This is a genomic window from Acaryochloris marina S15 (assembly GCF_018336915.1).
GTDB lineage: Bacteria > Cyanobacteriota > Cyanobacteriia > Thermosynechococcales > Thermosynechococcaceae > Acaryochloris > Acaryochloris marina_A.
The window spans coordinates 862,867-886,487 of the sequence record NZ_CP064923.1 but is presented as its reverse complement, the minus strand read 5'-3'; the positions used below and the strand labels follow the sequence as shown (position 1 = coordinate 886,487).

Sequence of the window (23,621 nt, the reverse complement as noted above, 5' to 3'; positions counted from 1 at the left end):
TGTGTTGAGAATGCAAGTATGACTCCATCTGCAGCCATGTTTTAAGCCTGAATCGTAACTTTTTAATTTTGGGAAAAGGGTTAGCTTTCACCATACGACATGGCATGGTTAGAGCAATGAATATTATCTCCTACGCTCACACACCCATCTTTTAGAACCTTGGCATAAAGACGACTCATCCCTGGATTCCGTTTTTGACTAATACGACCATAGCGACGGAGTTTAAAATAGCGGGCAATCGTGCGGCAAGGCTGAGCATAGTCCGTGATTTCTACAAGCACCTTCTCTCCTAACTGCAGCTGAATTCCGGGGATTAACTGCTGCCAATCTAAACCTGCCACCGTTATATTTTCCCCCACAGCACCCGGTTCAATAGGATGCCCCTCCGCTTGCAGCATGTCGATGATTTCTGTTGACCATAAACAGACAGCTCGATCTGGACCACCGTGATGTTTGAGATTCTTCTGACGATCGCCTACCAAGCCTTCTTGGTTAATCTGAACGCTAGGCACCGACTGTTTAGGCACACCTCCATCGGACACATTAATCTGAACAATCCGTCCCTGCAGGTTTGTAAGCGGGGATTGAGTGGAGTGTGATTGAGGCATAAGTCTAGTTGCATCAAAGATGACCTATTCAAAGCATAGTGCCATTTTGAGGAGGACATCATCCGTGTCAAAATTACACTTCGCTGGGCTACCCAGTAGTGCGAACTAGGATGCTGGAGAGGCTTTATGCCATTCCCATATCGAGTTTTAGTTTTGCCAGATCATCATCCATCTCCAAATCTCGGTAGATCAGCTCCTTTTCATCCAAACCGTAGGAGTCCATTAACGCCTGAATTTGATCTGCCCCTTCGACCTTGTCACTACCCGAGAGGATACCGATCACCCGCTTTAGACAGTTCACCTTGCCGACAATTTTCAGGACCGGTGCCGCCGTCGCAAACGCAGCGCCTGCCGGAGGAAAAACAATAGAAATTGCCACAATACCGCCGGTAACAACAGTTGTGGTTGCCGCAGCCGTCGCAGAAGCTTTCAACGTATCAACCAGCGCATCTTCCACCGATTTCTGACCTTGCTGCACCGCTACAAAATTATTCAAACCACTAAAAGCCAATTCAAATCCAAATGCTGACTTTCCGGCTTTGGTAGCCTGCTGTGCCACCACCTTCGTGCCAGCCTGAAAGTTGATCTCTGCTTTAGCTTTGGCAATCGTCTGTTTTTCGGTGGGAGTAATATTCTTTTTACCCCGCGCTCGATTCACGCTTGGCGCTTCCCAGTCTCCATTACTGGCCTTGCTAGATCCCCCATGGACGTGGGATTTTTTATGACTCCAATCATGATTTTGTTTATATTGACGAATGCCCTTAGCCCCTAAGCGACAGACATTCTTAGGGATTTTTTTGTACATTTTCTGGGCTTCTTGCCAGGAACGAGTTTCTCCTGCCCTCAAGCCTGCTGACTTAATGCTTTGCTTTAAGTTTTGAGGTAATTCCTCAAAGCTGACTGGATTGGGTATTGGACCATTGCTAGAGGCGGAGACTATATCCCAAGTGTTGCTGTTATCTTGTGACTGATCCTCGACAGACTCTCTAAAAGGGATATCCCTGGATGTAGCACCATCTTGATTCGCGTTTGAACTAGCTACCGGGTTAGCGTCTCTTTCTGAGTGAGGGGCAAAATTGGAGGACGGAATATTCTCATCAAGATTCTGAGATGAATGTACATCAGCTTTTTTAGGATCTAATGATGCCATAGAAAACTGACTAAACCATTCTAAAGAGTGAGAGGTTGTATCCTTAGCATAAATTTCAGCCTGGCTAATAAAAGGAATTTGAAGATAGATTAGGAAGTTTTTAATATATTTCTCAACAAGGGTTTGAGGTGGAATACCGTCTGACTTGGTGACAATAAAAATAATTTTCTCTGATTCAATAATTGCCCGACCCGTCACAGTTAAGGTCTGCAGGACATGATTGAGGGCATCGGTGATGGCCTCTACCTGGCCTTGACGGGCAAGTACTAAGATATTGGATTGCAACATAAATACTTTTTATAACAAGAAGAAAAGATATTGGCTGTTTACTTGGAAAACGTATAAATATTGGTTGATTTAAAAACAAAAAGCATACGTTTGTTCTTTGACATAGCACGGATTTAATATTTTTTATCTCGCATAAAATTATGGAAAAATTGAGTGAGCAATTTATTCTATAATTCCCAGTTTTTTGATTGAAATTCTGTTGATCTATAAACGTAATTTTTTGCAAGGTTGATGCTTGATGGACAGACCCGATCCGTCCCATCGTTCTCGGCAACTATCACAGCCAGTCCTAGTGCGTTGGCATCGCCGGTAAGACCGAGCTAGCCAAGCTCAAACCCCTTATTGCCAAAGGAATGACTGAACTTGAGATGGGCTGATCGGTTGAATCCCGATCCTCATATATGGGTTCTATTGGAGCAGAATTGAGAATTCTCTAGATAAATCAGTCTTATCTGGAAAGGAGCTGCTAAAAAGAGCCTTTTCTGAAATATGTAGTCTCTTTTGTCGGTTCTATTCCTTTCGTAACAAATTATTAAAGCCTGGGGCAATCAATTTAGCCTTAAAAGCTTTAGGAGTATGGGATCTAGATGGAGAAAAGGATATTGCAATAGTACGCATGTACTGATACACTTGTACTATGCGAGAGAGGGAAACACCTCCTTCCGTCGGGTGTTATTTCTCAACTGGTCTTGCCCAATCTTGGCAACCGCCAACGCATAATCACTCCCTCACTTTTTTTGGATGCAGGTGTTCATATGTCTCACTTTCAAATCATTTTTCTAGATGCTCAATGCCAGAGTGCCTATTGCCAAGGGCTTGAAGATGCATTGAAATCCCTGCCTCCTCGGTACGCCAGGAATCCAGAGTATATGCAGGGATATAACAGCCTGGAGTCTCACACCTCTCAATGGGCTGCCTAACAACCGCTTTCCTCACCTTCAACTAACGATCAAGGAGATTTCAATAATGATGTCCGCAACCCTCACTCAACCTGCTCAGATCGACGAATTTGCCGGGGATGAATATGGTCCTGCTTATCAGCCCCTGCCGTATCTGCAAATACTCAATCACGAAGATCCGCAGCAGGCTGGATTCTTTATCTCTGCTGATAATGCTGCTGCTGTCGGCTTTCAACCGACGCCGGAGTGGCAGTCCCATGATGCCTATTTCATGTCGGGGGGAGTGGCCGTGGGCTATCGTAGCCTCACTGCCCGTTTAGCCGTGTTGCGACGGTCTCCCTTGCTGATGTTTTCGCGTAAAGACCGTGCCTTCCTGGGCTCTTTTGATCGCGATAATTATAATCCTGAAGAGGTCATCCTCAAGACCCGCTATTTGGTGTATTTAGTCAGTCGACAAAAGCAACTTCTCCATCAATCTCCCTTGCAATTCACCGCTAAGGGCTCCCTCTGTGGGTCGTTTGGCGAGCATTTTAACCAGTTCCACTCCCAAATGAACTGGGCCTATGGCAAACCTCGGGGCGATCGCTTTTTTGCTTTATCGATTCTTGCGGTTAAGCTGCAGCCGATCCTCAAAGGACAAGAAAAGAAATCCTGGGTCTGTTCAATTGTGGAGCATGGTCAACCGACTAACGAAAACTGGCGCAACTTTTTCTTGGGATATGACCCTAGCATTAAGCAAAAACTAATCGCTGATTTTGAGGCCCATGAGAATTTTGCCCAGGGCGATCGTGTCCAAAGCGATCTGGATAAAGGAATGTCTGAGCGTTATGACCCAGTCGTTGATGATCTAGCTTTCTAGAACCGGGTTGGCGTGCGGGTAGAACTATACTGCCCGCACGCAGTTGAGCATCCGTAAGGTCGCTGCAGCACCATAGTTGCGACGAGCTGGCCGGGTCGGGAAAAATGCCCTTCCTCTCTCGTTTAAGGGGGAGGCAACCCCACAATAGCCAGACATTTGCTCAATCACGGCTTCTGCCCAGTGATTCCGAATATCGTTGAAGGCGAAAGGTGTTTGGATTGTAGGTACCTGGGGGTTGAAACCCTGACGCGATCGCACAAATTCAGCGGTGCGTCGCAGGATCGCCATCATCTCTGCTCGGGTCACGGTTACGGTAGGCCGAAACGTATCATCTCGATAGCCTGCCACGATTTGATTTGCACTAGCAAAACTGATTTTAGCGGCACTCCAGCGAGAGGCATTCACATCTGGGAATGGACTGGTACTGACTTGGCTGGGGAGCTGTAGATTCAAGTCAGAAATATTTTTTAAGGCTTCTAAACTCATGGACACGAGCTGTTCCCGAGTCAGAAAAGCCAAAGGCTGAAAGGTGTTGTTATTAAATCCAGCAATAAAGTTCAGGTCAACGGCTGCCAGGATTTCTGAACGATAGATATCGTTGGTAATATCCGCAAATCGGTTGTTGTTCACATCTCCATACAGAGACTGAATCCCGTTGATATCGTCTGGGCTGAGAAACCGTTGGGGACCTCTGTAGGTGGGGGCCATCAATGCTCCTTGAACTTGGGAGTGGGATAAGCCCAATGCATGACCAAATTCATGGGCAGCAACGGTGGCCAGATCTCGACCGGATGTGGGTAATGTCACACTCCAGGTTTCGGCATCATCAAAATGGGTATCGCCTGCTAGATTGCCGCCATTCGGGGGAGGGAAAAAAGCATGGGCGAGAACGTTACCGACGCCATCAAAGGGAAAGTCATCGTTATGGTCGCCGGTGGTAAACCGAATCACAATATCGGGATTGCTGCTAAAACTGACCTCTCTAAAGGTAAGCGGAGTGACTCGACTCCAGAGCTGAAACGCAGATGCGATCGCACCCCGGATTTGTGCAGGGGTGAGGTCAGCCGTAAACTCCTGAAACCCATAGGTCAGATCTGTTTTAGACCATTTATTGCCCTGAGCGACAAACTCTCCTACCGGGGCATCTGGGACACCACAGCGAGGTAAACTCATTTGGCCGATAGTCGCTTCATCTAACTGATCGGAAAGCGGCAGTCCTTGAAATTGTTGGTAGTGATGTAAGGCCGCCAAGGTGGCTTCATCAAACCTATCGGGTGTCGCCGTGGGTAGAGGGGTAGAGTCTTGGAGAAACGCGTAGGGGTGGTCTGATTGGGTAGAGCGAAGATAGCCAAAATGTTCTAGAAAATCCTGTAATTCCCGAACGTCTGGACCGCTAGCTCCAAGGGATAAATGAACAGCCGTAGGAATTTTGAAAGACTTAGATGAAGACAAGATGGTTTTCCTGAAACGAAACAACTGTCCCCCGTTGTATTGACGTTGATTCTCCCTTACCCATGAACCGAACGCAAATCCATTCTGATTCAAGGTGTCGTTATCAGACGTTAGCGTTAGAACATAAAGGTTTGAAGAGGGGGTTAAGTCTGAAATCAGCTCTGAGTAACGGTGAGTCAACAGCTTGAATCATGGATATCAATCATGTATCAGAACAAAGTCCTCTGCAGGTATTGGCCCTGAGGTTATCACCCGGTACAGACGTGCGCCCAGCCATCGAAGCAATCGCTAAGCGTGAGCAGATTAATGCGGGCAGTATTTTGAGTGCCGTGGGTAGCTTGAGCAGCGTGCAGTTGCGGTTTGCCAATGCTGAAATACCAACAGCCCTAGCTGGAAAACATGAAATCCTAACTTTGTCCGGCACCATCAGCTCAGCAGGTGTTCACTTACATATGACCGTTGCGAACGAATTAGGGGAGTGTAGAGGCGGCCATTTGGTGTCAGGGTGCCCTGTTCATACCACTCTAGAACTGGTGATTGCAACCTTCAAAGACTTGCAATTCACGCGCGAACTAGATGTCTTGACTGGATATCCTGAGTTGGTGATTCGCCCAATTTCTCAATCTTCGACGAAGGTATAAAAATCAGGGAATAAAGTGCGGGTTCTTAGCCTTGGCTTAACCTGATTGCGTCAGAATCGAAACGCATTATCGAGCAATTTTTGCATGACTTGGATTGATTTCAGCTTACGGCTGACCGTTGCTCTGATTTTGGGAAGTGCGATCGGCATCGAACGGCAGTGGCGACAGACTCGTGCTGTGCTTAAAACCAATGTTTTGGTTTGTATCGGCTCATCCATGTTTGTGATGATGTCGTTGATGCATGCCCAAGATGCCAGCCCAACTCGGGTCGCTGCTCAGATTGTGTCGGGGGTGGGCTTTTTGGGGGGTGGTGTCATCTTAAGGGAAGGCACCAGTGTGCGAGGGCTGAATACAGCTGCTACCTTATGGTGCTCTGCATCAGTCGGAACCCTGGTGGGGGGAGGCTTTCTCTTTCCAGCCTATCTGGGAGCAGCTGCAGTAGTGTTCTCTAACTTAGTCATGCGACCTTTGGTGGAGCAGTTGAAGTTCCGTCCCCATAAGCCGGGAAAATCCACGAGTATTTATCGGTTTGTCTTGATCTGTGAGCATTATGAAGAGAAAAAAATTCGAAATGTCTTCCTAGGTTCCATCAATACAGCAGACATGATGATTAGCGCCTGGCGAAGTGAAAGCTTAGAGTCCTTAGGTAAACCCAAGCAAGTGGTGCTGGAAATTGAACTGATGACGATTCAGCGAGACGATAAGCTGCTCAATGAATTAGCTGAAGAGCTGCAAGAACAGGCCAATACCCAGCAAATTCGATGGGAATTGGTGTCGGATAAGATCAAAGGCCTGGCTATTTCCAGGAAATAATTTCAAGCCCATGGACAGGAAGCATTGCAGCGTGTCGTTTCTCTAGATGGGATTGGGCATATTGTCGGTATTCATGGGGGGCTAGCACGGCTATCCATACTTGAATAGTCGCAATATATTCTTTTAGATAAAGGATATTGTTGACCACTACCTCTTAAAAGCGTCATTTACTTAATTTTTCAGTAAATATTAAAATAAAATGACAAATATGATAAAATCTGACCTTTATGATTTCATTGGTTAAGTAAAGAATAATAAATTGTTAAAGTTCGATGGGGGTATAACAAATATGAATGCAAGCTCTAAAAAGGTTATCCTTGCTTCTTCGTTTGTAATTTTTGGTTTAGTGGGACCCATCACCTTTTGGCTAGGTGAGCGCAGCAGTCAAGCTTCATCAAGCTGCTCTCCTCAACAACTTGCTGATAGTCCAGTTGTAATTCCTAACCAACACCCTTAGGGACCTGCAGATGGCAATGGTAGCGTCACCTCAAATTCAAAGTCTTCTGGATGAGTACATACCGACCTTAAGCGATGATGTATTGCTTTTTGCGATCGCATAATCACATCCCCATCTCCATACAGTTGATACGCCCAATTTGTCCCGAATAGCAGCATATCTAGCTCGTAAGCTAGCTGATCAGGATCAACACTATTATGAATATCTCCAGCCTGTTGTGCTCTCGTAATCAGACGGGCATAAGTTTGTTGGCGCTCAGCCATAATTTCGGCTAAGCGATCGCGAATGGGGCCAGGGCGACTATTAAATTCAGTAGAGGTGGCGGCAAAAAAACATCCCCCTCGAAACAGTTTCTGCTCCGTATAATGCAGCCAGGCTTCGCAGAGAGACCATAAACGCGGTAAACCTTTGGGAGCGCGTAGGGCAGGCCGGACAACTTCTCGTAACACTAAATTACGAGCCCCTTCAATGACTGCTAGTTGCAGCGCTTCTTTGGACCCAAAATGGGCAAACAAGCCACTTTTGCTCATCTGCAATTCTTTAGCGAGACCGCCAATGGAGAGTCCGGTCAGGCCATCGACCGAAGCCAAATTCATGGCACATTGCAAAATGGCTCTACGGGTTTGCTCGCCTTGGGCTTTGCGGTGGTGAACGGAGGAACTCAAAATTTAGGTGAGATGATGTTGGGCTTGATTATAACTTGAAAATTTTGTCCGTTGGCATGGAGGGTTGGGCATCTGACTGGCCCTATCAATGCTAATTTCGGGGTAATTATGTGCACTATGGCCCATCATCTCTTCTAAGGTTGTTTCAGGAAGCGGCGTAGTCGGAGTGAGCAAAATATCAATTCCTAATATTGGCAGCAAACAACTCTTGGTCCGATTGCCATTAGTGGATATTCCACAAGTACTAGAAATGTTAGGGGTTTACCTTAACTGACATCCCCTAAAGATAAGTCATAAGAATCTGTACCACAGCAAATCATCGAGCACGGCCTGCCTGACCTTGCTATCCTATGGTGTGATGAAGCGTTGAAAAAAAGGGTGCTGCAGACGATCGCAGCAGGGAAATAAGCAATCATGAGTTTTTCTGCCATAGTGCAAGCATTAGGGCGTTCCCGCCTGTCGGAAGAGTTGCTGCTGAAATTGAAAGAGCAGCGGTTCTTGGATTTATGTGGTGTGCCTCGCTTGCCGAAGGGACTGGTCGCCTCTGCCCTAGCCCAACAGCAACAGCAGCATCTGTTTGTAGTCACCGCCACCCTAGAAGAAGCCGGACGCTGGGCCACTCAGCTAGAAGCCATGGGCTGGCAGACCGTTTATTTTTACCCCACCTCAGAAGCTTCCCCCTATGAATCCTTAGATCGAGAATCCGAGATGATCTGGGGACAATTGCAGGTTTTGGCCGAGACCCTAAAACTGAATGCCAATCCAGAGGCTAAGCCCTTAGCGATTGTGACCACGGAACGGGCCTTACAACCCCACTTGCCGCCCGTGCAGGTCTTCGAACCCTATTGCTTAAGTTTGGAATCCGGGATTGAGCTAGACCTAAAAACCCTGAGCGATAAGTTAGCTCGACTCGGCTATGAACGGGTATCCCTGGTGGAAACCGAAGGCCAATGGAGTCGGCGGGGGGACATTGTCGATATCTTTCCCGTGGCCTCCGAGCTGCCCATTCGTTTGGAGTGGTTCGGGGACGAGCTGGACAAAATGCGGGAGTTTGACCCCACTAGTCAGCGCTCCTTAGATAGTAGTGAAAAGCTCACCCTGACCCCCACTAGCTTTGCGCCAATCACCTTAGCTAACCTAAGTGAGGCCCAGCAAACCCAAGTCAAAACCTACTTAACCGAAGAAGAACTGGCTCTATTAGAAACCGGGACCTTAGAAGGCAGTCAGCGTTTTCTAGGCATGGCCTTTGAGACACCTGCTTCTCTATTGGATTACCTGCCAGAGAATACATTGGTGGTGGTCGATGAGCCCAATCAATGTCTGCCCCACAGCAACCGCTGGGTGGAACATGCCCAAGAGCAATGGGAGTCCGTCAGTCTACCAGACACTCCATTACCCAAGGTGCACCAGAATTTTGAGGCCGCACTAGAACAAATTGAAGTGTTTGAGCGGATATTTCTGTCGGAGTTGGCAGAGGAGAAAGGGGGCTTAAACCTGTCCAGTCGGACGGTACCTGCGGTGCCTCACCAGTTTGGCAAGTTGGCGGAGACGATTAGGGGGGAGCGCGATCGCAAATTCAGTATCTGGCTAATCTCGGCTCAGCCCTCTCGTTCCGTGGCCCTGTTGCAGGAGCATGACTGCCCCGCCCAGTTTGTCCCTAACCCCAAAGATTTCCTTGCCATCGACAAACTGCAGGAGCAGCGCACCCCCGTTGCCCTCAAGTATTCCGGGTTAGCTGAACTAGAAGGCTTTGTGCTGCCCACCTTCCGCACGGTGGTAATTACAGACCGGGAATTTTTCGGTCAGCATACCCTAGCGACTCCCACCTATATTCGCAAGCGACGGCGGGCAACGTCTAAACAGGTCGACCCCAATAAACTCCAGCCTGGGGATTTTGTCGTCCATCGCAATCACGGGATTGGCAAGTTCCTCAAGTTAGAGAGCCTGACTCTAAATCACGAAACCCGTGAATATTTGGTATTGCAATACGCCGATGGCACTTTGCGGGTAGCGGCGGATCAGTTGGGCACCTTATCTCGATTCCGCAATACCGGCGAAGGTCGTCCCCAGCTCAATAAAATGTCTGGGAAAGCCTGGGAGAAAACCAAGAATAAGGTTCGCAAGGCCATTAAAAAGCTGGCGGTAGATCTGCTCAAGCTCTATGCCCAGCGAGCCCAGCAGGAGGGATTTACCTTTCCCCTCGATCAGCCTTGGCAAGAAGAGATGGAAGACTCTTTCCCTTATCAGCCCACTGCCGATCAGCTTAAAGCTGCCCAAGATGTCAAACGGGATATGGAAAATCCTCGCCCCATGGATCGACTCGTTTGTGGTGATGTTGGATTTGGTAAAACCGAAGTTGCAACCCGTGCTGTATTCAAAGCAGTGACCGCAGGTAAACAGGTGGCTTTCCTCGCACCTACAACCATTCTGACCCAGCAGCATTACCACACTCTGAAAGAACGATTTGCCCCCTACCCCATTCAAATTGGCCTTCTCAACCGATTTCGCAGTGCCGAAGAACGGAAAGATGTCCAAAATCGTCTCAAAACTGGAGAGCTAGATATTGTCGTTGGCACCCATCAACTGCTGGGCAAGAGTGTGAATTTCCGAGACCTGGGCCTACTCGTCATCGACGAAGAACAGCGGTTTGGGGTCAACCAAAAAGAGAAAATCAAAACCCTGAAAACCCAAGTAGATGTTCTCACCCTCAGCGCTACGCCTATCCCTCGAACTCTATATATGGCCCTGTCTGGCGTTCGAGAAATGAGCCTGATTACCACCCCGCCTCCTTCTCGCCGTCCGATCAAAACCCATCTTTCTCCCTACGACTCGGAATCGATCCGTAGTGCCGTGCGCCAAGAACTAGACCGAGGGGGACAGATTTTCTATGTGGTGCCCCGAGTGGAAGGCATCGAAGAAGTCGCAGGTAAGCTGCGGGAAATGGTGCCCAGTGCCCGAATTGCCATTGCCCACGGTCAAATGGTGGAAGGGGAGCTAGAAGCAACCATGCTGACCTTTAGCAATGGCGATGCCGAGATCCTGGTCTGTACCACCATTATTGAATCGGGCCTGGATATTCCCCGAGTGAATACGATTTTGATTGAAGATGCCCAAAAGTTTGGCCTCTCCCAGCTCTATCAGCTTCGAGGTCGGGTGGGTCGGGCCGGGATTCAAGCCCATGCCTGGTTGTTTTATCCCAATCAAAGTTCTCTAACGGAGAAGGCTCGCAAGCGACTCCGGGCTTTGCAAGAATTTAGCCAGCTCGGGTCCGGCTACCAGTTAGCGGTTCGGGATATGGAAATTCGCGGCGTCGGTAATTTGCTAGGGGCAGAACAGTCAGGGCAAATGGAGGCCATCGGCTTTGATCTGTATATGGAAATGCTGGACGAGTCCATTAATGAAATTCGCGGCCAAGAAATCCCGCAGGTGGACGAAGCGCAGGTGGATCTCAACCTAACCGCCTTTATCCCTGCCGATTACATCACCGATTTAGATCAAAAGATGAGTGCCTATCGAGCGGTGGCCTCGGCAGAGACAAAAGCCGACCTTACCCAAACCGCTGTGGACTGGAACGATCGCTATGGTCCGATTCCCGATTCGGCCCAACAGCTTTTGCGGATTATGGAGCTGAAACAGGTGGCGAAATCCTTAGGGTTCTCGCGCATCAAACCAGAGGATAAACAACATGTAATGCTGGAAACGCCGATGGAAGAACCTGCCTTTAAACTTTTGAAGGAAAACTTACCTGAACATTTGCGATCGCGTTTCGTATACTTCCCCGGAAAAGTGACGGTACGGGGCCTCGGCGTCATGAAAGCCGACCGCCAATTGGAAAGCCTGATCGACTGGCTCGGCAAGATGAAGGGGGCCTTACCTGAAATCGAGAAAGCTTTAGTGGAAGCAGTTTAGAGCTAAGGTTATCACCCTGAGCAATAGGTTAATTGCCTGACATCCACAGCATAACGGCTCGGCATCAGGGGCACGAGAATTATTTTAATATGCGTTGACCAAGAGCATGATTTGAGAGTCCTGCCTGCATGCCATGGTTAGACTACAGCACAGACTGACAAGACTTTATAGGCGAAAGATGATCAACCAATTTAAGTAAAAGGCTCACATGGTTTAACCAGCATGACTCCAATACAGGATAAATGCAAAAAAAGTTTAAAGCGTCTCTAGCTCTGCTCTGACAAATATTTTTAGAATCCATAACGACGTAATTCTTTTTTAGGGTCATGAATCCAACAATTACATCCATTTTCACGGATATAGACCCTTCCGAGATCTGTTTTTATGTAAATCGAGCAAATGAATGGTTGACCAAGAGCTGAACCCCAGTAATGATATTTAGCCTGATAAGATACGTTGAAGCTAAACGTTACTGTGGCTTCTTGTAACCAGTATTCTGGCATCTTATTTGACTTCATGCTTCGATGGAGCAGTTGGGAAATTTCTTTAATAACAGCACTAAATTCTCCATCCTTGGACTCTGGAGTTATTGTGTTCAATTTCAAATCCAAAACTACTTTTCTTGTGCTTTTTTCTTCAGAAAACTTGTACAGCTTTCCAACAGCCCAATATCCTTGAGCATCGAAATTTCTACTCAGTATCCATTGATTTATATTATCTGCGATGCTTTTAAATTGTTTTCTCCGTGGCATATTTTATGGAGAAATAACTATTAATTATATGGATAACGGCTGATAACTCCTGTTGAGAGGGTATTATCCGCCAATAACTGTATAAATCCGAGATAAGAGTATTATCAAGCGAAAGTCGAATAACTCCAACCATAGGGCATATTATCCAGTAGTTTGCTGTAATTAGGAAGTCATTTTTAGGAATCTCAAGAATGATAATCTCCACTCCATAAAGTTTTCAAGCTTCTTTGCTCTGAATCAGTGCCGACTTCATGCAAACGCCAGAAAACTTGTTAAATATTTGCGATCGCGGTTCGTATTCTTCCCAGGCAAGGTGACGGTGCGGAGCCTTGGTGTCATGAAAGCTGATCGCCAATGGGAAAGCCTGATCGGCTGGCTAGGCAAAATGAAGAGTGCCTTGCCTGAAGTCAAAAAAGCTTTAGTGGAAGCAGGTTAGGGCTAACAATATCACCTTGAGGAAAAGGTTAATGTTCTAAGCATAGTCTTGAACCCCCTAGCTAGAACGTCCCTCTGCAAAATATGCCACTGGCTCCGTTCCACGAATGGCAATCCCTTTCTCCGAAAAAATTGCAGCAGCTAGGGAAGTGGATTCAGAGACTGGATTAGCAACCGCTATTCCTCCAGGGTGAGCAATGGAAGATAATGTAGAAGCCGTACCCAAAAGTACGATAGAAGATAAGGAGATTTTAGCCAGAGTATTGGGGTTCACGGATTGTTCTCCAAAATAATGTATCAGCCACAACTTAGTATTAACAAACAGCTGTGACTGACAACTCAAAAACTTGAAGATACTTACACAAGCAAGAGATATTTCTGCACTTTTAGCATCCTCATGACTGCATATTAATTAATAGCGTTTCCAATTTTTTTTGGCAGCACAAGGATCTTTGGCAGCACAAGGATTCTTAGCGGCACAAGGATCTTTGGCAGCACAGGGATTCTTAGCAGCACAAGGGTCTTTAGCAGCACAGGGATTCTTAGCAGCACAAGGGTCTTTAGCAGCACAGGGGTTCTTGGCAGCACAGGGATTATCCACGGCAGCTGCAGCGCAAGGATTAGCATGGGTTGGGGGAGAAATTAGAGTCGTTGTAGCGACCCCAACAGTCAACATAGAGGTAGATGCCAGTAATGCTAGATATTTGACTTTCATACACAGAACTCCAGAAATCAATGGGTCGGTTAAAAACCTACACTTATACAGTTAAGAGAAGTGGGATAAGGGGAGCCTGAAGATCAAATGAGTTTTTATGAGGAATATATGAGTTTTTCTAGAGCCATTCAGCCATCAAAGATTACTGCCCAGCTTTTCATCATTATTTTAGGCTTTCATATTATCTAAAAGAATTTTATTGAGCTCACTTTCTCATAAAGACTTCATAGATTTATTTTGTAGATTTTCTATGTGTTATACCTATAAAACGATACAAATAGTATTCAGAAAAATCCCCTGCAAAACTATTCTCAAGAATAAATTTTGATCATCCCTTTCGTAACCCCATTGATTGTTTGTAAAACATGAATGCTGCCTTACCTAAAATCAACAAAACCTTAGTAGCGGCAGATTTATGAGTGACCCCAGAGTATGATTGGTTTTCTGATCGTCTTACTGGGCGCAGTCTTCTTTTGTTTTCAGAACGTTATCGTCCGCATTCTGTTTAACGAATATACCGTTGCTGGCCTGCTACAAACAGGAGGATTCGTTGTCCCTTCTCTCCCTAACTCTTTTTTGTTAATGGCAATGCGGATGGTCCTGGTGGTGCCGTTGGTATCGGCCATGACCCCATTGTTTTATCCGGCGCTTTGGTGGGATTTAAAAAAGCTGAGTCAAAAGCAGAATCGTCCTGATCTCATACGATCGCTGTTAGGGGGAGTATTTATGTATCTCTACCTAGCACTCCTCTATTTTTCTGTGGGCTTGATTCCCACTGGAATCGCCTTAACCTTATTTTTCACCTTTCCCGTTTTTACGGCTCTCCTCTCCTGGTACTTCTTTGGCGATGCACCTTCCCGATTTCGCTGGATGGTGATGGGATTAGTCCTGTTCGGCAGTGCTCTTACCGTTCCCCAAACTGGACTAACGGCCAATGCGTTGGGGGTTGGATTAGGGATTGCATCTGGGGTTGCCTATGCCATCTATACGGTTCTCGCTCAAAAAAGCTTTGAGCAGGTTCATCCTGTTCCCTATACCTGGATTAGCTTCGCGGTCACGCTGGTCTTGTCCTGCATAAGCTTGCTGTTCTGGACGCAGCCTGAGGCAATTGAGTGGGGACCATTATGGATCGGGGGCTTGTTGTCTGCCATTGCCACGTCCAGTGGTCACCTGCTCAACAATATGGGCATTCGTCTGATTGGGGCCACCACGGCATCTATCATCGGGGCTACCAATCCAGCATTAACAGTTGTCTTGGCTTGGTTTGCCATTCAAGAAACCCTCAATCCACTCCAAATTCTCGGCGTTATTTTAGTCACTTTTAGTGTGGCGTTGCTCAGTCGGGAAAAGAAGAAGTAGACTCAGGCATAGTAAGGCCAGCGTATCGCCTGTTGTGCCTGATAGCCTTTGAAGATAGGATTGAGCGACTATTGCTCAGGTTTGTTTAGTTGCGATCGCAACCCCAATACCTGTCCCCTCAGCAGGAGTCATCAACGCAAAAGCATACATCTGATTGCAGGGATGATCAAACTGGTGCACAATCGACAGAGCTTCTATGACCAACTGCTTTGCTAGTTTGGTAATCAGTTCTTTCTTCTGATCAGTTCTTTCTTCTGAACAGATGGATGCATCAATCTCAATCGCTATAAGAGATGCCTCTAAGGAGAAAAGCCAAACGCAGAATTATAGCCAATCAGGCACACTTCAGGTTGACCAGGTTTTGAATGGGTGCTGACCATACCACTCACTAAAGTGGTATGTCCTGGTTCAACAGCGTAAACGGTATAAACGCATTCACAGGGACCATCTCCATACCCTCTTTCTTCCCCACCAACGGTAATTTGAGTTGCCAAAGATTCATGCTTCTCCTGATGGGTTTTCTTGAAATACAAGAAATCCTGGGAGGAAGGAAGAGACGAGCTAAGGTGCAAGGCACGAAGTTGATAGGCGTCCTCATAACGCCGCTCTCGCAATGCATAGAAATAGTCAAAAATAGCCTTCTCTCTTGGATTACGTAGAACAGTTGAACCGCTAGATCTCATCCGCTTTTCCACGCTTGGTCGGCACCCAGCCAATACGAAAAGACACACTATCAATATCTTCTTCATTTTGATGTTAGCCCTGATGGTCTAACTCCTAAGGTGATCCCAAATCAGAGTGAGGCCGGAAAACCCGTATCACTATGCGCTTTGCCTCACGAGCCTTGACTTGGGCAACACTTTCTACCGCGGGCCAAAGATGCATCATCCCAATATTTTCCTCTTCTCGCACAATCCGTAAGGCATCTTCAAGGGTCTGCCCTAAATCAATCAAAGCTCGAAGCCTATTCTCAACCCGTACCTGATCTAACTTTTCCCATAACCTTGACATCCTAGGGATCAAGCGTCAAAGGACAGGTCATAGACTCTTCACCGGACCAAGTAGTAAAAGTCTTTTCATCTTCGTAATGTCTGGGTGTTTCCAACATTAATTTCCACACTTGACCCGCAGGAAGTAAATGAAAGCGCTCAGGATAGAGCTTCAGTAGCAACTCCTGCACAAGCGGGTAATAATCAGAATTCATTCCGGGAAAAAGGTGGTGCTCCGTATGGTACGAAAAATTGAAATGCAGCACATCAAATATCTTAGGAACCTTCAGGGAAACACTATTCACTAGCGGATCATTAATGGCCGTCATGGGTGACAACATATGATTCGTGTAGATATAAAACAGCGCTCCTGCATAACCAATCCAAATGGGTAGAAAATAACTGAATACCAATTTAACCGGATCAAAATTCAGACTAGCCATGATACCTAAATGGACAAGGCAAATGAGAATAACTTCTCTGGCAATCGCCCATCGCTCTCGACGGCTGACCGTAAATGCTGCGGGTACATAATCCACGTCTTTGCGGTTGAATAACACCACAGACGTCATATTCCTAAGAGCATGAACACCCCAAGCATGGCCCATACCAACGATTAACCCCAAGGGACTGACTTCATTAGACGGCACAAATCGATCCTGGATCCATTTACCCCAAGTATTCGGCTGATTGTAGAGATAGTTGCGATCTGGGTCAATATCAGAATTGGTATTGCGGTGGTGTTCCCGGTTATGGACCGCACGCCAAAGTGTAGGTGGCATCCACAACATAGACAGTCCCAAAAAGCTAACTAGACGAAATAGCCTTGAATGCCTGATACCACTTCCATGCATTAAGTCATGACAGCTAAAGAGCAACACAATAACGCTATTACCCATCACCAGGGAAATAGGCAAATATAGCCATAACCAATACCATTGCCATTGATCCATATAGCTGGCAATAGCCCAACCAACCGCTAGCATGGCTAAATTGATCAAAATAAACCAAATTTTGTTCAGATCGGGGGCAAATGCTTCATCGGGCAATAAAGGGCGTAACTGTTTAACATAGTCAGCATGCGATATTAACGCATCAGGTTGATTCTGCTTTACATCAGAAGCAGCAGATGAGAGGGGAACTGAAGTCATGCAATTCTACAGTAATGAATGGGAAACATTTCACCTGTCACTAGATGCAGGTGAAGGAGTGCTGTCAGAAATTTTTTGCACTCATACCTAATGCTGAAAGTCAGCGGCACAAAAAATCTGCGAAAACCTTAAGGTGAAGAATTTCTAGAGATTGGTGAGCAACAATTCAAGCACGCTGTCTATTCTAATAGATAGTCCTGAAATTTGTCAGAAATAGGGGCCAGGTCGGGGATTGGCAGAACGGTTGAATCACAAAATAAACTGAGTCCCACAGTCATCCCACCCAATAGAAGGCTTAAGTAGGTTCAGCACATCAATGACTAACTATTCCAAATTCCGAGAATTATCGCCTACCGCCTATGCTGATGCGTTAAGCCGCGAACAGTTTATGGATATTGGCATCACAGAAATCTGGCCTCAAATTCCGAGAATTGCAGGACCCGCCTATACAGTCCGCTGTCCACCCGGCGACAATCTGATGCTTCATGCAGCGATTTACCGCGCCCCACCCGGAAGTGTCATTGTCGTCGAAACAGGTAACGTAGACTATGCCGTTTCAGGCGGCAATGTCTGTGCCATTGCCCAAAAAAGACAAATTGCAGGTTTTGTCGTCGATGGTGTGATCAGAGATGTTGCCGAAGTTCGAGCAGCCCAATTCCCCGTTTTTGCTAGAGGGGTGATTCCTATCCCTGGGGTCAAAAAAACCTTGGGAACCCTAGGTGGACCTATTCATTGTGGTGGAGTCCACATTCATCCCCAGGATATTGTGGTGGCAGATGAAGAAGGAATTGCCGTTATTCCAGTGGCTGACCAAGCCTCTGTCTATGAGATCGCCTACCAAAGAACCGTCAAAGACGCATCTCAATCCATAGAAGAATGGGAAACAACTCACCAAGCTAAAATTGCTAGAATCCTCTTAGAGAAAGGCTTTACCGAAAACTAATCTGGGTTGCTACTCATGAATATCGTGTTGGCCAATATAGACCATCTTGCTGACGTGGCCATGCTATTTGACCACTACCGAGTGTTCTACCACCAGCTCTCCAACTTCCACGGGGCCGAACAGTTTATAGCTAACCGATTTCGCAATCAGGACTCCACCATTTTTCTAGCCTTGGATAATGGCAGTGGCGTGGGGTTCACCCAGCTCTACCCCAGTTTTTCTTCCGCTTCTATGGGGCGAGTGTGGATTTTGAATGATTTATTCGTGCTTCCCTCCCATCGCCAACAAGGCATTGCTACGCAACTGATGCAGGCAGCCGCAGATTATGGCCGAGAAACAGGAGCCATACGATTAGCATTGGCCACTGAAAAGACCAATACTGAAGCCCAAGCCCTGTATGAATCCTTGGGCTATCAGCTAGATCAGACCTTCAACCACTTTGCGTTAACCCTGTAAATATCCAAAAGACCAAACCAAACCTCTACCAGGGCATTTGGGCGATGTTAGTAGTTGACGCGGACTTGAGATCGCAAGCTTGCATCGCATCCCCTACAAATCACCAAACCCTTTTTTCTTTTTATTCTTCTTCTTCTTACCCATACCGCCACGCCAGCCGCCTGGGCTAGGGCGACCACCGCCCATCATCGGGTTCCCTCCACCCGCAGGAGACATACCGGGCATTTGTCCTTGTCCCATCTGCTGCATCATGGATCGCATGCGTTGGAACTCAGTTACTAACTTGCCAACATCGTTTTGCGTATAGCCAGAGCCCTTAGCAATCCGGCGACGACGACTCGGAGAGTTAGAGAGCAACTGGGGATTCTTGCGTTCCTCCTTGGTCATGGAGTTGATCATCGCTTCCGTCTGCTGCAGCTTGGTTTCACCTTCCTGGAGCTGAGAGTTGGAGATTTTATTCATGCCGGGGATGAGCTTCATCACCCCACCCAGAGATCCCATATTTTTGAGCAAGCGCATTTGCTTGAGAAAATCAGTGAAGTCAAACTGAGCCTCCATGATCTTCTTCTGCATCTTCTCCGCATCGGCGATGTCAAACTCTTCTTGAGCTTTCTCCACCAGGGTGAGGACATCTCCCATCCCCAAAATTCGGGATGCCATTCGATCAGGATAGAAGGGCTGCAACGCCTCAACTTTTTCCCCAACCCCGACAAACTTAATGGGCTTACCGGAAATCTGGCGGATCGAGAGGGCTGCACCCCCGCGAGTATCACCATCCATCTTGGTCAGGATGGCGCCGGTAATGCCAATCTGGTCATGGAAGGTCTGGGTCAGGTTTGCCGCTTCCTGACCGGTCATGGCATCGACGACCAGCAAGGTCTCGTCCGGCTTGATGGCTTTTTTAATGTCCGCCAGCTCAGACATCATTTCTGGGTCAATTTGCAGACGACCGGCCGTATCCACAATCACCGTATCTACCTTTTGCTCACGAGCCGCTGCTAGGCCTTGGCGAGCAATTTCAACGGGGTTAGCATCTGTTCCCAGTTGAAAGACCGGTACATCAATCTGCTCACCCAGGGTCACCAACTGGTCGATGGCTGCGGGTCGATAGATATCCGTTGCCACCAGCAAGGAAGTCTGCTCTTGTTTGCGTAAATGCAGGGCGAGTTTGGCCGTTGCCGTGGTTTTACCGGTCCCCTGTAAACCCGCCATTAAAATCACGGTAGGCGGCTTATTAGACTCAGCTAAGGGCTCATTCGTCGCCCCCATAATCTCGACCAGCTGATCATGGACAATTTTGATAAATTGCTGATCCGGCTGCACCCCCGTGATCACCTCGGCCCCTAAGGCCGCTTCCCGCACCTCTTCAATAAAATCTTTAACGACTTGTAAATTAACATCCGCTTCCAAGAGCGCTCGCCGAACTTCTTTTAGGGCGTCCTGAATGTTCGACTCCGAAATTTTAGCCTGACCCCGAAGGGTTTTCCAGGCGGATTCAAGCCGATCTGATAGGGCTTCAAACATAGCGGGTTACCTATTTGCAGATAATTATTTTGACATAGGAGCGGTAGACGCCGCTACTTAGACGAGACAGTGGCAGAAGAAGGGGGCCTCGTCACGCTAGATGTGGACTGTTTCTCTAGGACTGCCTGGTAATAGCCTTCCAGTTGCCGAGTTGCTGCGGCCCAGCCCCATCGCTCTGCTTCTGCTCGGGCATTGTGGCGAATGGTTTCCCGCTCATCCGAATTATTGAGTAAGCGTTGGGTCACTTGAACAAAATCTTGGTCACTGTTGGGGTCAAACAGATATCCGTTTACCTCATCTTCGACGATATCGGTAATTCCGCCGGATCGAGCGGCCACCACAGGACATCCCGCTGCCATTGCTTCCAGGAGCACCAACCCTAAGGTTTCAGTTCGAGAGGGGAACATAAAGCAATCTGCTGAGGCAAAGGCCGAGGCCAAGGTTTTGCCAGACATATACCCAGCAAAATAGGTTTTTGTGCCCGCGAAATGCTTCTCCAGATCTTGCCGATAGGGACCATCCCCCACCAAAGCGAGGCGAGCGTTCGGCATGGCATCCAAAATCAACTTGATGCGGTCAATTTCTTTCTCTGCGGAGAGTCGGCCCACATAGAGTAGCAAGGGCGCTTCTGGGTTCCCTTGACTGAGCAGCATCCGCATATCTGCCGAGGCTAACTCAGGTTGAAACGTGTCAATATCAACCCCTCGCTGCCACAGGGCCAGACGTTCAATGCCCTGTTCACCCAGCTCTTCCACCATGGCATTAGAGGTACAGAGGTTTAAGAGGGCCTGATTATGGCCCGCTTTGAGCATTTCCCACAACACCCCTTCAAACATACCCAAGCCGTAGTACTTCAAATAGTGGGGTAAGTGGGTATGGTAAGACGCCACTAAAGGGATGCGGTTCATCTTACTGAAAAATAATCCAGCCACCCCCAGAACCGCCGGATTGACCACATGAACCAGATCAGGCTGAAACCGAGTTAGGGCATCTCCAATGGAGGGGCGAGGTAACGCTAATTTGAGTTCAGGATAGAGGGGGAGCGGAAAGGCAGAAACGCCATGAACTTGGGCTCCCTTATATTCTGTAATGCCACCATCGGGTGAGAAGACTAAAACTTGATGACCGTCTTGTTGTAAATGGGCAACCGTATGACAGAGGCGGGTGACGATTCCATCTACCTTAGGCAGGAAGGTTTCAGTAAAAAAGGCAATTCGCATGGATACAGTTGCATCGAAAGGAGCAAAGGAACATCACAGAAGATGGTCTGGTGTTCCAGAATACGGTTTGGCCCTTAGGCCTTCTTCTCAAAGTACCAGGAAGTCGGAATGTTTAGAACTGCTTTCTAGGAGAACCCATACCCCGGCTGTAAGTGAATGGAGGGTAAAGTCTTATCGATTAAGACGTTGAGCCTTGCACACAGGCTTCCACTTCAGCCCCTTGAGTGGGTAAAGCCGACGTTAAGACCTGACAGCCTTCTGCCGTGACTAGCACATCATCTTCAATCCGAATCCCCCGAACATCCTCAAAGTGGGCCAGGCGATCCCAATTAACGCAATCTCGATACTGTTGGCGTAGGTCTGGGTGATTGAGGAGGGCCGGAATTTGGTAAAAGCCCGGTTCAATGGTGACCAGCATCTGAGGACGTAAGGGTCGATCTAGCCGGAGGTAGCGTAGCCCCATGCGATCGCATCTCTGTCTCCCAGCCCCATAGCCCGCCAAATCTCCTAAATCTTCCATATCGTGAACATCCAGCCCCAGTAAGTGACCAATTCCATGGGGGAAGAACAGAGCATGGGCATCCCGCTCCACCAGCACTTCAGGCTGGCCCTTGAGAATACCGATATCGACGAGGCCCGAGGCAATGGTCTGGGCCGCCAACAGATGCAGATCGCGGAATTCGACCCCAGGTCTGATGGCAGCAATACAAGCATCATGAGCCGCAAGCACAATGTCATACACATCGCGCTGGGTAGACGAGAAATGCCCCGATACCGGCCAAGTGCGGGTGACATCTGCAGCCCAGCCTAAGGGCGTTTCTGCCCCAGCATCCACTAGCAGTAGATCACCGGGTGCCAAGGCATGGGGATAGGCGTCATTATGGAGAATTTCCCCTTGAACTGTGACGATACTGGCATAGGCCGTCGGGCATTGATGCGCCATCATCACCGCTTCAATTTCAGCCCGAATAGCTGCTTCTGAAGCGTGGTTCAGGGTAGACCTCATCCCTTGCAAATGGGCCGCAACCGTAATGTCGGCGGCTTGCTGCAGCTGGTCAAGGGCAAATCCATCCTGCTGTAAGCGCAATTGAATCACAGCAGCAGCGAGGTGACGATCTCGATTGCCTCCCTCATCCTGACTCCCTTGAGAGGTGATGGCAGGGACTGGACGCCCCAACCCCTCTATTTGTTGTTGACGGGTATCGGCAGAGAGCGCAGGTAAGGTTGCTGCCTGTTGCGCCCAAGTAGGGACTGCAGATAGAGGCAAGTAAGTTTCAGCCCCGATCTGATCCGCCATTTCGCCTCGACTCAGACTCGGACCATGCCAGAGGGCGGCATCAGGGTGGGGCTCATCCCAAAACAAGGTGAGCTGGCCTCCCTCTAAACCAATCACTGCATTGTGTAGGGGCAATCCAGCAAAGTACAAAAAATGACTACTGGCTCGAAAGGGGAAATGATTGGCGGCAAAGTTTCGAAAGGGAGCAACCCCAGACCAGAGCAGGGCCTGCCCCTCGAACTGCTGTCCTAGCTGATGGCGTCTATGGCGTAAACAAGACTGTTCTATGGGGGTTAACACCCTTACCTCGTTCTCACATTCGGAAATTTACGGGCCGTATTGCCAATATAGAGAAAAGACAGCCCCGCAATCAAAGCACCAACTAACCACTTGATCGTCTGCTTGCGGAGTTGGGTGGGTTGCCCAGAAGCTCGATTGATCTGGGCCTGCAAGCTAATCAAATTCGATTTGAGTTGCCCTAAGACTCCGGCCTTAACCGTTTCTTGATCCCGCCCTTCCGCCAGCTGCGGCTGAAACTTTTGCGCCCATTCTGCCACTTCCGCTGCCGGGGCAGCACTCAACCGCTGCTCCAAACTTTTAATATCCGCCGCTTGTTTCACCAAGGTTGCACTCGTGGTCTGGTTTTGCTTTCCTAAACGGAGGCTATCGGAAATCCCTAAAGGAATCATCAGGCAATAAATCAGGCCAATGATAATCGCTAAAGTCGGTATCCCCTGAAAGCAAAACCGATCCAGGGACTGGCGAAACCGACGCCCCCCGGAGGCAACCAAGGCAAACCCAATCAGGGGAACGGGAGAACGCTCCACCAAGCTGCCAATGGTTTCTAATTCCCAGGCTGGATCGAGCAACTGGGGTGGAATGAGAATGGCCAGGGTATCCACTAAGGTCAATAGCAGCAGAGCATAGCCTGCGATCCGCAATACAAAGGTAGACAGCCACTGATTCTTACTGGGCGGTGCAGACGTCGATGATGGGGATGCAGCAGGTTGTTGTTTTGCCATGGATAGTCAGTTCTCGTACAGTACAGGGCAGATAGGCC

General features: G+C 48.0%; 22 protein-coding genes. 8 read left to right on the top strand and 14 right to left on the bottom strand.

Annotated features, from left to right (window positions below):
* Positions 1-80: 80 nt before the first annotated feature.
* Entirely contained in the window at positions 81-608 is a 528-nt protein-coding gene (locus I1H34_RS04810) for an MOSC domain-containing protein (protein ID WP_212664593.1), read from the bottom strand.
* Between the two features lie 124 nt (positions 609-732).
* A complete protein-coding gene (locus tag I1H34_RS04805; protein ID WP_212664592.1) occupies positions 733-2,046 on the bottom strand; it encodes a hypothetical protein in 1,314 nt (437 codons plus the stop codon).
* A 755-nt stretch (positions 2,047-2,801) separates the two neighbouring features.
* On the opposite strand from I1H34_RS04805, the gene I1H34_RS04800 reads away from it, so the two are divergent.
* Positions 2,802-2,966 (top strand): hypothetical protein, encoded by a 165-nt coding sequence (locus tag I1H34_RS04800; RefSeq protein WP_010480747.1) that lies wholly within the window; start codon positions 2,802-2,804, stop codon positions 2,964-2,966.
* A 46-nt stretch (positions 2,967-3,012) separates the two neighbouring features.
* A complete protein-coding gene (locus tag I1H34_RS04795) occupies positions 3,013-3,804 on the top strand; it encodes a DUF5895 domain-containing protein (RefSeq protein ID WP_212664591.1) in 792 nt (263 codons plus the stop codon).
* 24 nt (positions 3,805-3,828) lie between these two features.
* On the opposite strand, the gene I1H34_RS04790 is transcribed toward I1H34_RS04795, so the two are convergent.
* Positions 3,829-5,256, bottom strand: a complete 1,428-nt coding sequence (locus I1H34_RS04790) for a matrixin family metalloprotease (protein ID WP_212664590.1) — start codon at positions 5,254-5,256, stop codon at positions 3,829-3,831.
* A 191-nt stretch (positions 5,257-5,447) separates the two neighbouring features.
* Here I1H34_RS04790 and I1H34_RS04785 point away from each other — a divergent pair, with 191 nt between their 5' ends.
* A complete protein-coding gene (locus I1H34_RS04785) occupies positions 5,448-5,897 on the top strand; it encodes a PPC domain-containing DNA-binding protein (protein ID WP_212664589.1) in 450 nt (149 codons plus the stop codon).
* An 84-nt stretch (positions 5,898-5,981) separates the two neighbouring features.
* On the top strand, positions 5,982-6,710 hold the full coding sequence (locus tag I1H34_RS04780; protein WP_212664588.1) for an MgtC/SapB family protein: 729 nt from the start codon (positions 5,982-5,984) through the stop codon (positions 6,708-6,710).
* Positions 6,711-7,163: 453 nt separating this feature from the next.
* Here the strand turns inward: I1H34_RS04780 and I1H34_RS04775 are convergent, their stop codons facing one another.
* Positions 7,164-7,832, bottom strand: a complete 669-nt coding sequence (locus I1H34_RS04775; protein ID WP_212664587.1) for a TetR/AcrR family transcriptional regulator — start codon at positions 7,830-7,832, stop codon at positions 7,164-7,166.
* Between the two features lie 414 nt (positions 7,833-8,246).
* Between I1H34_RS04775 and mfd the strand changes: the two genes are divergently transcribed.
* Positions 8,247-11,741, top strand: coding sequence for a transcription-repair coupling factor (gene mfd / locus I1H34_RS04770; protein ID WP_212664586.1), 3,495 nt, complete (start codon positions 8,247-8,249; stop codon positions 11,739-11,741).
* 290 nt (positions 11,742-12,031) lie between these two features.
* Here mfd and I1H34_RS04765 read toward each other — a convergent pair whose 3' ends face one another.
* The 3 genes from I1H34_RS04765 to I1H34_RS04755 all read right to left on the bottom strand — a co-directional run bounded on the left by I1H34_RS04765 (position 12,032) and on the right by I1H34_RS04755 (position 13,643).
* The gene (locus tag I1H34_RS04765; protein WP_212664585.1) at positions 12,032-12,493 is read right to left on the bottom strand and encodes a hypothetical protein; all 462 of its coding nucleotides are present in this window, start codon (positions 12,491-12,493) and stop codon (positions 12,032-12,034) included.
* 493 nt (positions 12,494-12,986) lie between these two features.
* Positions 12,987-13,202, bottom strand: coding sequence for a hypothetical protein (locus I1H34_RS04760; RefSeq protein ID WP_212664584.1), 216 nt, complete (start codon positions 13,200-13,202; stop codon positions 12,987-12,989).
* 138 nt (positions 13,203-13,340) lie between these two features.
* On the bottom strand, positions 13,341-13,643 hold the full coding sequence (locus I1H34_RS04755) for a hypothetical protein (RefSeq protein ID WP_212664583.1): 303 nt from the start codon (positions 13,641-13,643) through the stop codon (positions 13,341-13,343).
* Between the two features lie 432 nt (positions 13,644-14,075).
* Here I1H34_RS04755 and I1H34_RS04750 point away from each other — a divergent pair, with 432 nt between their 5' ends.
* Positions 14,076-15,002: a DMT family transporter gene (locus tag I1H34_RS04750; protein WP_212664582.1), complete on the top strand. Its 927-nt coding sequence runs from the start codon at positions 14,076-14,078 to the stop codon at positions 15,000-15,002.
* A gap of 299 nt (positions 15,003-15,301) precedes the next feature.
* Here the strand turns inward: I1H34_RS04750 and I1H34_RS04745 are convergent, their stop codons facing one another.
* The 3 genes from I1H34_RS04745 to I1H34_RS04735 all read right to left on the bottom strand — a co-directional run bounded on the left by I1H34_RS04745 (position 15,302) and on the right by I1H34_RS04735 (position 17,142).
* Positions 15,302-15,685, bottom strand: a complete 384-nt coding sequence (locus I1H34_RS04745; RefSeq protein ID WP_212664581.1) for a hypothetical protein — start codon at positions 15,683-15,685, stop codon at positions 15,302-15,304.
* 94 nt (positions 15,686-15,779) lie between these two features.
* Positions 15,780-16,013 (bottom strand): hypothetical protein, encoded by a 234-nt coding sequence (locus I1H34_RS04740; protein ID WP_212664580.1) that lies wholly within the window; start codon positions 16,011-16,013, stop codon positions 15,780-15,782.
* 1 nt (position 16,014) lies between these two features.
* Positions 16,015-17,142 (bottom strand): fatty acid desaturase family protein, encoded by a 1,128-nt coding sequence (locus I1H34_RS04735; RefSeq protein WP_212664579.1) that lies wholly within the window; start codon positions 17,140-17,142, stop codon positions 16,015-16,017.
* Positions 17,143-17,458: 316 nt separating this feature from the next.
* On the opposite strand from I1H34_RS04735, the gene I1H34_RS04730 reads away from it, so the two are divergent.
* The gene (locus tag I1H34_RS04730) at positions 17,459-18,085 is read left to right on the top strand and encodes an RraA family protein (RefSeq protein WP_212664578.1); all 627 of its coding nucleotides are present in this window, start codon (positions 17,459-17,461) and stop codon (positions 18,083-18,085) included.
* Between the two features lie 15 nt (positions 18,086-18,100).
* Positions 18,101-18,541 carry a GNAT family N-acetyltransferase gene (locus I1H34_RS04725; RefSeq protein ID WP_212664577.1) on the top strand — a complete coding sequence of 147 codons (441 nt, stop codon included), beginning with the start codon at positions 18,101-18,103 and terminating at the stop codon, positions 18,539-18,541.
* A 93-nt stretch (positions 18,542-18,634) separates the two neighbouring features.
* On the opposite strand, the gene ffh is transcribed toward I1H34_RS04725, so the two are convergent.
* The 4 genes from ffh to hpsJ-A all read right to left on the bottom strand — a co-directional run bounded on the left by ffh (position 18,635) and on the right by hpsJ-A (position 23,583).
* Entirely contained in the window at positions 18,635-20,065 is a 1,431-nt protein-coding gene (ffh, locus tag I1H34_RS04720) for a signal recognition particle protein (RefSeq protein ID WP_212664576.1), read from the bottom strand.
* A 53-nt stretch (positions 20,066-20,118) separates the two neighbouring features.
* Complete coding sequence (locus I1H34_RS04715) at positions 20,119-21,285, bottom strand: glycosyltransferase family 4 protein (protein WP_212664575.1); 1,167 nt, start codon at positions 21,283-21,285, stop codon at positions 20,119-20,121.
* Between the two features lie 178 nt (positions 21,286-21,463).
* Positions 21,464-22,861, bottom strand: a complete 1,398-nt coding sequence (locus I1H34_RS04710) for an aminopeptidase P family protein (protein ID WP_212664574.1) — start codon at positions 22,859-22,861, stop codon at positions 21,464-21,466.
* Positions 22,862-22,863: 2 nt separating this feature from the next.
* Entirely contained in the window at positions 22,864-23,583 is a 720-nt protein-coding gene (hpsJ-A, locus tag I1H34_RS04705; RefSeq protein ID WP_212664573.1) for an HpsJ-like protein, cyanoexosortase A-associated, read from the bottom strand.
* Positions 23,584-23,621: the final 38 nt, after the last annotated feature.